This is a genomic window from Pseudomonas sp. AM4(2022) (assembly GCF_036346515.1).
In the GTDB taxonomy this organism is placed as follows: domain Bacteria; phylum Pseudomonadota; class Gammaproteobacteria; order Pseudomonadales; family Pseudomonadaceae; genus Aquipseudomonas; species Aquipseudomonas paracarnis.
This window is the reverse complement of the sequence record NZ_JAOTNW010000010.1, coordinates 123,388-136,225: the sequence shown is the minus strand read 5'-3', so window position 1 is coordinate 136,225 and position 12,838 is coordinate 123,388. Positions and strand designations below refer to the sequence as shown.

Sequence of the window (12,838 nt, the reverse complement as noted above, 5' to 3'; positions counted from 1 at the left end):
CAAAGCGCCTTCCCACAAGTGCTACCGATCTGCTCACCCCCCTTGGACCCCGCCCGTTATGCGTCATATCCCGCACTTCACACGCGGGCTTGTATAGACGCGTCAACAGGTCGTTTTCAGGAGTTCTTGAATAGCCATTCAATTTTAGGCATGGCATTTGCTCTATCAATTTCAAAGCCTCTCCTTTCCAGGACGAGTGCAATAACAAGAGCCTCGCCTGAGGCCACCACCCGCTTTGTGTGATGTGAGGAGATACCGCGATGACGTCGACCAACTCCGGGGCCCAACCCCAGAACCGTGCGCCTCAATCCATCGGCTTTTTGCTGCTGGACAATTTCACGCTGATTTCCCTGGCGTCAGCCGTGGAGCCACTGCGCATGGCCAACCAGCTGTCCGGCCGCGAGCTGTATCGCTGGACAACCCTGAGTGTCGACGGCAACCAGGTGTGGGCCAGTGATGGACTGCAAATCACACCCGATGCCTCCATGCACAAAGCACCGGTCCTGGACACTGTCATCGTGTGCGGCGGTGTCGGTATCCAGCGCACCGTCACCCGTGAACATGTGTCGTGGCTGCAAGGCCAGGCGCGCCAGTCTCGCCGCCTCGGCGCGGTGTGCACCGGCAGTTGGGCCCTGGCCTGCGCCGGCTTGCTCGACGGCTTTGATTGCAGCGTGCACTGGGAATGCCTGGCGTCGATGCAGGAAGCCTTCCCGCGGGTGGCCATGAGCACGCGCCTGTTCACCCTCGATCGCAACCGCTTCACCAGCTCCGGTGGCACCGCGCCCCTGGACATGATGTTGCACCTGATCAGCCGCGACCACGGCCGGGAATTGTCGGCCGCCATCTCCGAGATGTTCGTGTACGAACGCATCCGCAACGAACAGGATCACCAGCGTGTGCCGCTCAAGCACATGCTCGGCACCAACCAGCCGAAACTGCAGGAAATCGTCGCGCTGATGGAAGCCAACCTCGAAGAGCCGATCGACCTGGACGAACTGGCGGTGTACGTCGCCGTGTCGCGCCGGCAGTTGGAGCGGCTGTTCCAGAAATACCTGCACTGCTCGCCGTCGCGCTACTACCTCAAGCTGCGCTTGATTCGTGCACGGCAACTGCTCAAGCAGACCCCAATGTCGATCATCGAAGTCGCCTCGGTGTGCGGGTTTGTGTCTACGCCGCACTTCTCCAAGTGCTACCGCGAATACTTCGGCATTCCGCCACGGGATGAACGTGTAGGCTCCAACACCACCCAGCAAGTGGCGATGATGCCGATTCCGCCGGCACTGGTGTTGTCCCCGTTGTCGGGGCCGATGTCGGCGTTGAGCCAGGCGCGCAATGAGTCGACGTTTGCCAGTGTAAGGCTCTGACACCGGGCTGACTTATTGTAGGAGCGAGCTTGCTCGCGAAAAACTCAAGATCGCCGTGGGATATCTGATGCCCCGCGTTATCGTTGGTGATCTTCGCGAGCAAGCTCGCTCCTACAGAGGATGTATTTCAGGCGCCAGAGCTTTGTTTGAACTGCATCAGCGCCGGCAACAATTGCTTGTCGATTGCCTGCCTCACCGCCGGCAAAATCGTCGCGCTGCCGCCGTACATCTGTTCCACCATGCCCTTGAGCGCCTTGGCCCGCGTTTCGCTCAACCCGCGCACCGCACACTCGCAAGCCTGCTCGGCGGTAGCGCCGCTGGACACTTCAAAACCCAGCGAGCGCAGTTGGCCCAGCAGGTCATCCTGGTCAATCAAATCCGCGTGCATCATGACGGTCATCCTGGTGTAGGGAGCGGGAATTGACTTGGATTCTGGTAGGCCCCAGGACTGGCGGCAAGAGCAGAATCCACCGATGGCTCGTATGGCTATGAACAGGTCGTTTTCGGGTTACTTGACCTGGCCCGTAACGGGCACACTGAACCCAGGCACGCAGCTTGAAGGTTTGGTCACCCTCGAAATGCACGGCTCACACAAAGCACTCTGCCCCGATCCCGTCACGGCTGGATCGGGGCTTTTTTTTGCGCGGGCAACCCGATCACCCGGCCGAGTAGAGCAGGCCTGGGTAGATCGGCGTGTTCCCGGCTCAGGGCAATGAGTTTTTCCAGGGTCGCGCCGGCAAACGGCGCCGACTGCGGCCCGGCCAGATCGACATGCAGTAGCATCTGTTCGTTACCCGCCAACTCGCGCTCTTCGCCCACAAGGTGCAGGCTGTGATAAAGGTGCAGGCGCTTGGCGTCATGGGCGATCAGTTGGGTATGCACCTCAACCTCGGCGCCGAGCTTTACCTCATGCAGATAGTTCAGGTGCAACTCCAGGGTGAACAGCGAGTGGCCGCTGGCTTCGCGGTTTTCGCTGTCCAGGCCCAGGGTGTCCATCAGCGCATCGGTGGCATAGCTGAAGATCAGCAGGTAGAACGCGTCACGCAGATGGCCGTTGTAGTCGACCCAGTCGGGCAGGATGTTCGTGGTGTAGGTGGTCAGTGCGGGCATGGCATGAATCCAATTCAAAAGGCTTTTTGTAGGAGCGAGCTTGCTCGCGAAAAACTCAAGATCGCCGTGGGGTAACTGATGCCCCGCGTTATCGTTGGCGATCTTCGCGAGCAAGCTCGCTCCTACAGGATTATTCGGCGAAGTTCATGCCGTGCTTGGCCTTGGTTGTTTTTACGGCTTCCAGCACCGCCAGCAGGCAATCATCACGATAGCGCTCCAGCGCCGAAATGCTGTGGTTACCTAATTGTTCACGGGTGCCATCGACCACATCATCAATCAGTTTTTCAGTCAGTTCAGGCGCCGGCAGGTAAGTCCATGGCAACTGCAACGCCGGGCCGAACTGCGCCATGAAGTGGCGCATGCCAGCATCGCCGCCCGCCAGGGTGTAAGTGAGGAAGGTGCCCATGAACGACCAGCGCAACCCGGCACCAAAACGAATGGCATCGTCGATTTCGCCGGTGGTCGCCACCCCGTCATTGACCAGGTGCAGCGCCTCACGCCACAGCGCTTCCAGGAGGCGGTCGGCAATAAACCCCGGCACTTCCTTGCGCACATGCAGCGGGCGCATGCCGAGGGATTCATACACCTTGATCGCCGCCTGGATTGCCTCTGGCGCAGTGTGCTTGCCGCCTACCACTTCCACCAATGGCAGCAAGTAGACCGGATTGAACGGGTGGCCGACCACGCAGCGTTCCGGGTGGGTGGAGCCTTCATAGAATTCGCTGGGTAATAGCCCTGAGGTGCTGGAGCCGATCAATGCGTTCGGCTTGGCCGCGGCGCTGATCTGGCTGTGCAATTGCAGCTTCAGCTCCAGGCGTTCCGGGGCGCTTTCCTGGATGAAGTCGGCGTCTTTCACGCACTCTTCGATGGTGCTGACAAAGCGCAAGCGGTCTTGGGAGGCTCCGGGCGCGAGGCCCTGTTGCTCTAGGGCGGCCCAGGCGTTGGCGACGCGTTTGCGCAAGGCCGCCTCGGCACCGGGTGCCGGGTCCCAGGCCACCACATCCAGGCCATGGGCAAGGGCACGGGACACCCAGCCGCTGCCGATGACACCGCTGCCCAACGCAGCAAAGGTTTTGATTTCGGTGATAAAGCGCATGGCGACATTCCTGAAAAGTTCGGTAATTCCTTGTGGGAGCGGGCTTGCTCGCGAATGCGGTGGTTCAGTTGGTGCATTCGGTACTGACCCACCGCATTCGCGAGCAAGCCCGCTCCCACAGGGTTGTGTGGTGTCTGTGTTAGCCGCGTTGGGTCAGGCCCATCTTGATGCGGCCTTCGGCTGGGGTCAGGACTCGTGCTCCCAACCGGCTGAGAATTTCACTGGCGCGTTCCACCAGTTGGCCATTGGTGGCGAGCACGCCCTTGTCCAGCCACAGGTTGTCTTCCAGGCCCACCCGTACGTTGCCGCCCAACAGCACCGCTTGCGCGGCCATTGGCATTTGCATGCGGCCAATGCCGAAGCCGGCCCACACCGCGTTGGCGGGCAGGTTATCGACCATGGCTTTCATCGTGGTGGTGTCGGCCGGTGCGCCCCAGGGAATGCCCAGGCACAGTTGGAACAGTGGGTTATCCAGCAGCCCTTCCTTGATCATCTGCTTGGCGAACCACAGGTGGCCGGTGTCGAAAATCTCCAGCTCGGCCTTTACGCCCAGTTCCTGGATACGTTTGGCGCCGGCCCGCAGTTGCGCCGGGGTGGACACGTAAATGGTGTCGCCATCGCCGAAGTTCAGCGTGCCGCAGTCCAGGGTGCAGATTTCCGGCAGCAGTTCTTCAACGTGGGCGAGGCGGGTCAGCGGGCCCACCAGGTCGGTATTAGGCCCGAACTCCATGGGATTCTCGCCGCCGCCGATCTCCAGGTCGCCCCCCATACCGGCGGTGAGGTTGACGATGATGTCGATGTCGGCCTCGCGGATGCGCTCCATCACTTCGCGGTACAGCGCGACGTCGCGGCTGAACTTGCCGGTCTCGGGGTCGCGTACGTGGCAATGCACGACCGTGGCGCCGGCCTTGGCGGCCTCCACGGCAGCGGCGGCGATTTGTTTGGGAGTGACCGGCACGTGGGGGCTTCTGGCGGTCGTGTCGCCAGCACCGGTGAGTGCGCAGGTGATGATGACGTCGTGGTTCATGAGGTGGTTCCTTGCAGGCGGGTGATTTCAAGGCGTAGGGCGCCGTTCGCAGCCTTCAGGGGCTGCGAAGCGGTGATCTGGATGGGTTATTTCGTGGTCAATTGCAGGTTGGCGGCAGCCGGCTTGCCGTCGAAGGTGGTCACACCCTCCAGCCAGCGCGCCTGGTCTTGTGGATGGTCCTTGAGCCACTGCCTGGCGGACGCGATGGCGTCCTTGTGGTCCAGCAGCGGTTGCATCATGCGGCTCTCGTCGGCGGCGGTGAACGTCAGGTTGGTCAGCAACTTATGCACGTTGGGGCACTGTTCGGCGTAGGCCGGCGCGGTCACGGTCCACACAGTGGCCATGCCTTCGTTCGGGCCCAGGGCGTCTTCGCTGCCGGTGAGGTAAGTCATCGCCACATTGACGTTCATCGGGTGCGGGGCCCAACCAAAGAACACCACGGCTTCCTTGCGGCGCACGGCACGGTCCACGGCCGCCAACATGCCGGCTTCGCTGGACTCCACCAACTGGAACTTGCCCAGGCCGAACTGGTTCTTGGCGATCATCGCCTTGATCTGCGTATTGGCGCCCGAGCCCGGCTCGATGCCATAAATCTTGCCGCCCAGCTCTTTCTCGAACCTGGCGATGTCGGCGAAGGTTTTCAGGCCCTTGTCCGCAAGGTAGGTGGGTACTGCCAGGGTGGCGCGGGCGTCTTGCAGGCTGGCTTTGTCGAGGACCTTGACTTGCTTGGCGTCGACGAACGGTGTGATGGTCTGGGTCATCAGCGGGTTCCAGTAGCCAAGGAACAGGTCCAGGCGCTGATCACGTATACCGGCAAAGATGATTTGCTGGGACGCGCTGGTTTGTTTGGTTTTGTAGCCCAGGCCGTCGAGCAGTACTTGAGCCATGGCGCTGGTGGCGATGACGTCAGTCCAGTTCACCACGCCCATGCGCACGTTCTGGCAAGAAGCGGCGTCCGCTGCCATGACGGTGTTACTCAAGATGGCGCTGGCGCTGAGTGCAAGTACGCAGCGGCTGATCAGTCGGTTCATGGGTGGAACCCTCGGCAGGTCGTTATTGTGGGTGCCGGCGTCTTTGTGCGCCGTGGGATCACGTTACGCAGCTTGGCGCCCCGCAAAGCGCACGGCGGCGACTAGCTCTTGCACTGCAGCGACCTGGGCTCTTGAATGGCCGGTTGAACTGGCGTATCACAGTGAGCACGCTGCCCGTACGACGAGAGCGCCACCATGTCCCAGGATGTCTATTTCTTGCTGATGCCGGGGTTCTCGGCCCTCGGTTTTATCTCCGCGCTGGAACCGTTACGCGTGGCCAATCGCTTTCGCGGCGAGCTGTACCGCTGGCACATCTTGAGTGCCGATGGCGCAGCGGTGCTGGCGAGCAACGGCATGTCGGTCAACGCCGACGCCGCGCTGGAACCGTTGAAAAAAGGCGCGACCTTACTGGTGGTGGCTGGCTTCGAACCCTTGCAGTTCGCCACGCCCGCCCTGGAGCATTGGCTGCGCCGCCTCGACCAGGACGGGGTGACACTCGGCGCCATTGATACCGGCGCCTGCGTGCTGGCCGAGGCGGGCCTGCTTGACGGCCACCGCCTGACCTTGCACTGGGAAGCCATCGACGCCTTCAAGGAGGCCTATCCGCACCTGAGCGTGACCCAGGAACTGTTCGAAATCGACCGGCGCCGCATCACCTGCGCCGGCGGCACTGCTTCCATCGACCTGATGCTCGACCTGATCGCCCAGGCCCACGGCCCCGAGCTGGCGATTCAGGTCTCGGAGCAGTTCGTACTCGGCCGCATCCGCCCCCGCAAGGACCACCAGCGCATGCAGATCGCCACGCGCTACGGCATCAATAACAAGAAACTGGTGCACGTGATCGGCGAAATGGAACAGCACACCGAACCGCCCCTGAGCACCTTGGCCCTGGCCGAAACAATCAAGGTCACCCGACGCCAACTGGAGCGGCTGTTTCGCCTGCACCTGAACGATACGCCGAGCAATTTCTACCTGGGCCTGCGCCTGGAAAAAGCCCGCAAACTGCTGCGCCAGAGCGACATGAGCGTGCTGGAGGTGAGTATTGCGTGTGGGTTCGAGTCGCCGTCGTACTTCACGCGAAGTTATCGAGCTAGGTTTGCCAAATGCCCGCGGGAAGATCGGCGGCGGGAGGTAGTTTAAGCCTTGGCGCAAAATTCAATGTGGGAGCTGGCTTGCCTGCGATGGCGGTGTATCCGTTGGCATATGCGGTGCTGACCCGCCGCAATCGCAGGCAAGCCAGCTCCCACATGGGCAGGCGGTGTGGCTTATTTTTTCAGCAGTGCCGAGCACGCCGCTTTGTAGGCTTCATGCTGGTATTTGTTCAGCGTCGCCGGCAGTTCAAAGGCGTGCTTCTTGTTCTGCGCATTGATGGTTTGCGGCGACAGCAGCGTCACCTCCACCCCGTCCAGTAACTGAAACACTCCTTCAATCTTGAACGTCGTCGGGCCACCGGCGAACTCGCCTTTCTTGCTGCGCTTCTTGATCGCGATACGGGTAATGGCGTTCGCCTGCACGAACGCCTTCACCTGGGCGGCGAAGGCTTTCACGTTGGCTGCTTCGTCGTCGTCTTCAAGGGCGATTTTCTTGGTGGAAAGGGCGATGTGGGTCAGCGTCTGGTTGTCCAGGGCGGCGAGGGCGATGATGGCCTCGCTGCCTTTGATTTCGATGCCGCAGAGGGTCATGGCGTTGCCTTGAGCAGATGAAGAGGGCGTGAATGGTAGCAGGCTCGAAGCAGTTAAACGGTGTCGACCATTCGTCAGAGCACTGCCTGAACTGTCAGATATGACAGTAGATGTGTGTAAGCCCCATAACCTAGATTCAGGACAGGAACTTCTGCGATTTCAAACCATTGTGAACAGGGAGCTGGCGATGAACATACGCAAGGAAATTAGAACACTGAGCGGGACCGAATGGCTGGATTTTCTCAATACGTTGCTGGCCCTCAAGGCGCGCGGCGACGGAAAAGATGGCTACAACAAGTATGTTCATTGGCACCACGAAGTGATGGTGCCTACGGTTCATCCCGATGAGCCCCAAGACCCCGACTATCGTAACGGCGCCCACTTGGGCCCCGCCTTTTTACCATGGCACCGTGAGATGCTTCTGCAACTGGAAGCCGACCTGCAAGCCATCAAACCTGACGTAACGCTGCCTTATTGGGATTGGACATTGGATGCCGAAGAACCAATGAAATCACCGGTATGGAAGCTAATCGGCGGCGACGGTAAAGCTGCCGATTATTTCAGGGTGCAAGATGGCCCTTTTGCGCACCAATACGGCAATTGGCCGGTGCCGGATTACCCTGAGGACGGCCTGCCGGAGCCGGGCCTGAAGCGACAATTCTCGCAACTGGTCACCTCGCTGCCTACGGCTGCCGACGTGAAGATGGCAATGAATGAAGGTTTGTATGACGAGCCCAATTATAACGCGAGCCCGTTCAACCGGGGCTTCAGAAACCGACTTGAAGGATGGATCACCCAGAAGGGCGACCCGCAAGTCAGCACGCCCGGCTCGCAGTTGCACAACCGAGTCCATCTGTGGATCGGCGGCAACATGTTGGCAATGACGTCCCCCGAGGACCCGGTGTTTTTTCTGCATCACTGCTTTATCGACAAGATCTGGGCCGACTGGCAGGCGCAAATGAAACTGGATAAGCCTGATCTGTCGCCTCACTACTGCCCAATGCAAGGGGGGCCGACCGGGCACAATTACGATGATGTGATCAAACCCTGGGAGCGTCGCATCCGCGACGTGATGGACATCACCACCCTGGGTTATGCCTATGAACCAGGCGTGCCTCTGACCAAGAGGCCATTCAAGTCACCTTTCATGGCTTGAATGGGGCAAGGCCCTTCCCGCGTCTCAGCCGTTGGGAAGGGCATTTATTCCTGCCCGATCGACTCCAAAAACTCCGACCGCTCATCACTCATCCGCGCCAGGCAGTCGTTGTGCGCAATCGCATAGGCCTTGGTGCCGGTCACTGCCGGGAAGGTGTCCACTGCACAATCGGCGTCGCGCAGTTTTTCCCACTTCTGCTGGGCATCCTTCAGACGGGCGGTAATGTCCGCCAGTTTGGTCTTGTCGCTGCCGTAGGTCGAACCCATGCGCTCCAGCAACCCCTGATAGTTATCCTTGAGCAATTGCTCGGCGGTGGTTTTGTTGTAAGTGGCGCATTCCAGGGTTTGCTGGTCGTTCTCAATGCCGTCGCACGGCGTGCTGTCGGTGTCTTCGGCCGCGTGGGCGGTGGTTGCGATGAGTGCCAAAGCCAGGAAAATCGATTTCATTGCGCCGTCTCATATCACGTGATGCGCAATTCTGGCTCAAGCGTAAGACAAAGAACAGCCGCCAGTCAGGCATGTCTGCATAGCCTTTGTCGTGGATTGACGCTTTCGGCAATTCCCCTGTCGTTTTTGCACCCGGCTCCGTCGGTGCCTGGGCATATGCTGGCTCCAAAGCGCCGGCAGACGATTCGGCGCATGAATCGCCAATAAGGGGACGCCTGATGAGCCCAGCCGAGTTGCACGCCGACAGCATCGTTATCGACGGTCTGATTATTGCCAAGTGGAACCGCGACCTGTTCGAAGACATGCGCAAAGGTGGCCTCACTGCCGCCAACTGCACGGTGTCGGTGTGGGAAGGCTTCCAGGCCACGATCAATAACATCGTCGCCAGCCAGACCCTGATCCGTGAAAACAGTGACCTGGTGATCCCGGTGAAAACCACCGCCGACATCCGCCGCGCCAAGGAGCAGGGCAAGACCGGCATCATCTTCGGTTTCCAGAATGCCCATGCCTTTGAGGACCAGCTTGGCTATGTCGAGATCTTCAAGCAGCTCGGCGTTGGCGTGGTGCAGATGTGCTACAACACCCAGAACCTGGTGGGCACCGGTTGCTATGAGCGCGATGGCGGCCTGTCGGGTTTCGGGCGTGAGATCGTCGCCGAGATGAACCGCGTCGGCATTATGTGCGACCTGTCCCACGTGGGCTCCAAGACCAGCGAAGAGGTCATCCTCGAATCGAAAAAGCCGGTGTGCTATTCCCACTGCCTGCCGTCCGGGCTTAAAGAGCACCCGCGCAACAAGTCTGATGAAGAGCTGAAGTTCATCGCCGACCATGGCGGTTTTGTCGGCGTGACCATGTTCGCGCCGTTCCTGGCCAAGGGCATCGATTCGACCATCGACGACTACGCCGAAGCCATCGAATACACCATGAATATCGTCGGTGAAGACGCCATCGGCATCGGCACCGACTTCACCCAGGGACATGGCCAGGATTTCTTCGAAATGCTCACCCATGACAAGGGCTACGCCCGCCGCCTGACCAGCTTCGGCAAGATCATCAACCCGCTGGGCATCCGCACCGTGGGTGAGTTCCCCAACCTCACCGAGACCCTGCTCAAGCGCGGCCACAGCGAGCGCGTGGTGCGCAAGATCATGGGCGAGAACTGGGTCAACGTGCTCAAGGACGTCTGGGGCGAATAAGCCACTGCTCGCTTAATCCTTCACCCGCCGCCATCCGCGTGGCGGGCATCAAAACGAATTTTCTGGAGTTAAGTTTCCATGGCCAAGATCGCCCCGCAATTGCCAATTGAAGTCGACAGCGAAACCGGTGTCTGGACCTCCGACGCCCTGCCGATGCTGTACGTGCCACGCCATTTCTTCGTCAACAACCACATGGGTATCGAAGAAGTACTGGGGGCCGACGCCTACGCCGAGATCCTCTACAAGGCCGGCTACAAATCCGCCTGGCACTGGTGTGAAAAAGAAGCTGAATGCCACGGCCTGGAAGGCGTCGCGGTGTTCGAACACTACATGAAGCGCCTGTCGCAACGCGGCTGGGGCCTGTTCAAGATCCAGGACATCGACCTGGACAAAGGCACCGCCAGCGTCAAGCTGGAACACTCGGCGTTCGTCTACGTGTACGGCAAGGTCGGCCGCAAGGTGGACTACATGTTCACCGGCTGGTTTGCCGGCGCCATGGACCAGATCCTTCAAGCGCGTGGCAGCAAGATTCGCACTGTCGCCGAACAAGTCTACGGAGGCTCCGAAGAGGGCCACGATGATGGTTTGTTCACCGTCAAACCGTTGTAAGCCGAGGACCGTGCCATGGCTTTCGAAGCAATGTTCCAGCCGATCCAGATCGGCAAACTGACCATCCGCAACCGGGTGCTCAGCACTGCGCATGCCGAGGTGTATGCCACCGACGGCGGCATGACCACCGACCGCTATGTGAAGTACTACGAAGAGAAAGCCAAGGGCGGTATTGGCCTGGCGATCTGCGGTGGCTCCTCCGTGGTGGCCATCGACAGCCCGCAGGAATGGTGGGCGTCGGTGAACTTGTCCACCGACCGCATCATCCCGCACTTCCAGAATCTGGCCGATGCCATGCACAAGCATGGCGCCAAGATCATGATCCAGATTACCCACATGGGCCGGCGCTCGCGTTGGGACGGCTTCAACTGGCCGACCCTGATGTCGCCGTCCGGTGTGCGTGAGCCGGTGCACCGTGCCACCTGCAAGACCATCGAGCCGGAAGAAATCTGGCGCGTGATTGGCAACTACGCCCAGGCTGCGCGTCGGGCCAAGGCCGGTGGCCTGGACGGGGTGGAATTGTCGGCCGTGCACCAGCACATGATCGACCAGTTCTGGAGCCCGCGGGTCAACAAGCGTACCGACGAGTGGGGCGGCAGCTTCGAGGGCCGCATGAAGTTCGGTCTGGAAGTGTTAAAGGCCGTGCGTGCCGAAGTGGGGGATGACTTCTGCGTGGGCATGCGCCTGTGCGGTGACGAGTTCCACCCGGACGGCTTGTCCCACGAGGACATGAAGCAAATCGCCAAGTACTACGATGACACCGGCATGCTCGATTTCATCGGCGTGGTGGGCTCGGGTTGCGACACCCACAACACCCTGGCCAACGTCATCCCGAACATGAGCTACCCACCGGAGCCGTTCCTGCACCTGGCGGCCGGCATCAAGGAAGTGGTCAAGGTTCCGGTGCTGCACGCGCAGAACATCAAGGACCCGAACCAGGCCACGCGTATTCTGGAAGGCGGCTATGTGGACATGGTCGGCATGACCCGTGCGCACATCGCCGACCCGCACCTGATCGCCAAGATCAAGATGGGCCAGATCGACCAGATCAAGCAGTGCGTGGGCGCCAACTACTGCATCGACCGCCAGTACCAAGGCCTGGATGTGTTGTGCATCCAGAACGCCGCGACCTCCCGTGAATACATGGGCGTGCCGCACATCATCGAGAAGTCCACCGGGCCCAAGCGCAAGGTGGTTGTGGTGGGCGCCGGCCCGGCCGGGATGGAAGCCGCGCGCGTGGCCGCTGAACGTGGGCACGACGTGACGCTGTTCGAGAAAAAAGAGTTTATCGGCGGGCAAATCACCACGGCGTCCAAAGCGCCGCAGCGTGACCAGATCGCCGGTATCACCCGTTGGTATCAACTGGAACTGGCACGTTTGAAAGTCGACCTGCGCCTGGGTGTTGCAGCCGATGCCGAGACCATCCTGGACGTGCGTCCGGACGTAGTGGTGCTGGCGGTGGGCGGGCATCCGTTCATCGAGCAGAACGAACACTGGGGCGCCGCTGAAGGCTTGGTGGTGAGCAGTTGGGACGTGCTCGACGGCAAGGTGCTGCCTGGCAAGAACGTGTTGGTGTACGACACCATCTGCGAGTTCACCGGCATGTCGGTGGCCGACTTCCTGGCCGACAAAGGCAGCCAGGTGGAGATCGTCACCGACGACATCAAGCCGGGCGTGGCAATCGGCGGTACGTCGTTCCCCACGTACTACCGCAGCATGTACCCCAAGGAAGTGATCATGACCGGCGACATGATGCTGGAAAAGGTCTACCGCGAGGGCGACAAGCTGGTGGCCGTGCTGGAGAACGAATACACCGGCGCCAAAGAGGAGCGGGTGGTCGACCAGGTCGTGGTGGAGAACGGCGTGCGTCCGGACGAGGCCATTTACTACGGGCTCAAGGAAGGTTCGCGCAACAAGGGCCAGATCGACGTTGAAGCGTTGTTTGCGATCAAGCCGCAGCCATGCTTGAGCGAGGCGGGCGAGGGGTACTTGCTGTTCCGCATTGGTGACTGTGTGGCCCAGCGCAATACCCATGCCGCCATCTATGACGCCCTGCGCCTGTGCAAGGATTTCTAAGCCGAAAGTGGACCCGGTCTGAATGTGGGAGCTGACCAGTGTGGG

The 12,838-nt window shown here is 60.5% G+C and carries 13 protein-coding genes; 6 read left to right on the top strand and 7 right to left on the bottom strand.

Annotated elements, in window-relative coordinates; all coding sequences use genetic code 11:
- Window positions 1-260: 260 nt before the first annotated feature.
- Entirely contained in the window at window positions 261-1,364 is a 1,104-nt protein-coding gene (locus ODQ19_RS15830; RefSeq protein ID WP_330210582.1) for a GlxA family transcriptional regulator, read from the top strand.
- A 127-nt stretch (window positions 1,365-1,491) separates the two neighbouring features.
- Here ODQ19_RS15830 and ODQ19_RS15825 read toward each other — a convergent pair whose 3' ends face one another.
- The 5 genes from ODQ19_RS15825 to ODQ19_RS15805 form a co-directional block, all read right to left on the bottom strand.
- The gene (locus ODQ19_RS15825; RefSeq protein ID WP_116667914.1) at window positions 1,492-1,755 is read right to left on the bottom strand and encodes a hypothetical protein; all 264 of its coding nucleotides are present in this window, start codon (window positions 1,753-1,755) and stop codon (window positions 1,492-1,494) included.
- A 224-nt stretch (window positions 1,756-1,979) separates the two neighbouring features.
- On the bottom strand, window positions 1,980-2,474 hold the full coding sequence (locus ODQ19_RS15820; protein ID WP_330210581.1) for a thioesterase family protein: 495 nt from the start codon (window positions 2,472-2,474) through the stop codon (window positions 1,980-1,982).
- Between the two features lie 130 nt (window positions 2,475-2,604).
- Window positions 2,605-3,570 carry an L-carnitine dehydrogenase gene (locus tag ODQ19_RS15815; RefSeq protein ID WP_330210580.1) on the bottom strand — a complete coding sequence of 322 codons (966 nt, stop codon included), beginning with the start codon at window positions 3,568-3,570 and terminating at the stop codon, window positions 2,605-2,607.
- Window positions 3,571-3,709: 139 nt separating this feature from the next.
- Window positions 3,710-4,597 (bottom strand): 3-keto-5-aminohexanoate cleavage protein, encoded by an 888-nt coding sequence (locus ODQ19_RS15810; RefSeq protein ID WP_330210579.1) that lies wholly within the window; start codon window positions 4,595-4,597, stop codon window positions 3,710-3,712.
- 86 nt (window positions 4,598-4,683) lie between these two features.
- Entirely contained in the window at window positions 4,684-5,628 is a 945-nt protein-coding gene (locus ODQ19_RS15805; protein WP_116667917.1) for a choline ABC transporter substrate-binding protein, read from the bottom strand.
- Between the two features lie 195 nt (window positions 5,629-5,823).
- Between ODQ19_RS15805 and ODQ19_RS15800 the strand changes: the two genes are divergently transcribed.
- Window positions 5,824-6,768 carry a GlxA family transcriptional regulator gene (locus ODQ19_RS15800; protein ID WP_330210578.1) on the top strand — a complete coding sequence of 315 codons (945 nt, stop codon included), beginning with the start codon at window positions 5,824-5,826 and terminating at the stop codon, window positions 6,766-6,768.
- Window positions 6,769-6,893: 125 nt separating this feature from the next.
- On the opposite strand, the gene ODQ19_RS15795 is transcribed toward ODQ19_RS15800, so the two are convergent.
- Window positions 6,894-7,310 (bottom strand): DUF3010 family protein, encoded by a 417-nt coding sequence (locus ODQ19_RS15795; protein WP_330210577.1) that lies wholly within the window; start codon window positions 7,308-7,310, stop codon window positions 6,894-6,896.
- 187 nt (window positions 7,311-7,497) lie between these two features.
- Between ODQ19_RS15795 and ODQ19_RS15790 the strand changes: the two genes are divergently transcribed.
- Window positions 7,498-8,466, top strand: coding sequence for a tyrosinase family protein (locus ODQ19_RS15790; RefSeq protein WP_116667920.1), 969 nt, complete (start codon window positions 7,498-7,500; stop codon window positions 8,464-8,466).
- Window positions 8,467-8,510: 44 nt separating this feature from the next.
- Here the strand turns inward: ODQ19_RS15790 and ODQ19_RS15785 are convergent, their stop codons facing one another.
- Window positions 8,511-8,912 carry a lysozyme inhibitor LprI family protein gene (locus ODQ19_RS15785; RefSeq protein WP_014720247.1) on the bottom strand — a complete coding sequence of 134 codons (402 nt, stop codon included), beginning with the start codon at window positions 8,910-8,912 and terminating at the stop codon, window positions 8,511-8,513.
- A 218-nt stretch (window positions 8,913-9,130) separates the two neighbouring features.
- Between ODQ19_RS15785 and ODQ19_RS15780 the strand changes: the two genes are divergently transcribed.
- From ODQ19_RS15780 to dgcA, 3 genes are all read left to right on the top strand, one after another.
- Window positions 9,131-10,108 carry a dipeptidase gene (locus ODQ19_RS15780; RefSeq protein WP_032879065.1) on the top strand — a complete coding sequence of 326 codons (978 nt, stop codon included), beginning with the start codon at window positions 9,131-9,133 and terminating at the stop codon, window positions 10,106-10,108.
- Window positions 10,109-10,186: 78 nt separating this feature from the next.
- Entirely contained in the window at window positions 10,187-10,717 is a 531-nt protein-coding gene (locus ODQ19_RS15775; RefSeq protein ID WP_008033249.1) for a DUF5943 domain-containing protein, read from the top strand.
- Between the two features lie 15 nt (window positions 10,718-10,732).
- Window positions 10,733-12,793 carry a dimethylglycine demethylation protein DgcA gene (dgcA, locus tag ODQ19_RS15770; protein ID WP_003194876.1) on the top strand — a complete coding sequence of 687 codons (2,061 nt, stop codon included), beginning with the start codon at window positions 10,733-10,735 and terminating at the stop codon, window positions 12,791-12,793.
- Window positions 12,794-12,838: the final 45 nt, after the last annotated feature.

Bases quoted from the DNA above. Each gene is read 5' to 3' on its own strand.
- ODQ19_RS15805 (WP_116667917.1), bottom strand. From the start codon at position 5,628: ATGAACCGACTGATCAGCCGCTGCGTACTTGCACTCAGCGCCAGCGCC.
- ODQ19_RS15790 (WP_116667920.1), top strand. From the start codon at position 7,498: ATGAACATACGCAAGGAAATTAGAACACTGAGCGGGACCGAATGGCTG.
- ODQ19_RS15810 (WP_330210579.1), bottom strand. From the start codon at position 4,597: ATGAACCACGACGTCATCATCACCTGCGCACTCACCGGTGCTGGCGAC.
- ODQ19_RS15815 (WP_330210580.1), bottom strand. From the start codon at position 3,570: ATGCGCTTTATCACCGAAATCAAAACCTTTGCTGCGTTGGGCAGCGGT.
- ODQ19_RS15780 (WP_032879065.1), top strand. From the start codon at position 9,131: ATGAGCCCAGCCGAGTTGCACGCCGACAGCATCGTTATCGACGGTCTG.
- ODQ19_RS15795 (WP_330210577.1), bottom strand. From the start codon at position 7,310: ATGACCCTCTGCGGCATCGAAATCAAAGGCAGCGAGGCCATCATCGCC.
- ODQ19_RS15775 (WP_008033249.1), top strand. From the start codon at position 10,187: ATGGCCAAGATCGCCCCGCAATTGCCAATTGAAGTCGACAGCGAAACC.
- ODQ19_RS15785 (WP_014720247.1), bottom strand. From the start codon at position 8,912: ATGAAATCGATTTTCCTGGCTTTGGCACTCATCGCAACCACCGCCCAC.
- ODQ19_RS15830 (WP_330210582.1), top strand. From the start codon at position 261: ATGACGTCGACCAACTCCGGGGCCCAACCCCAGAACCGTGCGCCTCAA.
- ODQ19_RS15800 (WP_330210578.1), top strand. From the start codon at position 5,824: ATGTCCCAGGATGTCTATTTCTTGCTGATGCCGGGGTTCTCGGCCCTC.
- ODQ19_RS15825 (WP_116667914.1), bottom strand. From the start codon at position 1,755: ATGATGCACGCGGATTTGATTGACCAGGATGACCTGCTGGGCCAACTG.
- dgcA (WP_003194876.1), top strand. From the start codon at position 10,733: ATGGCTTTCGAAGCAATGTTCCAGCCGATCCAGATCGGCAAACTGACC.
- ODQ19_RS15820 (WP_330210581.1), bottom strand. From the start codon at position 2,474: ATGCCCGCACTGACCACCTACACCACGAACATCCTGCCCGACTGGGTC.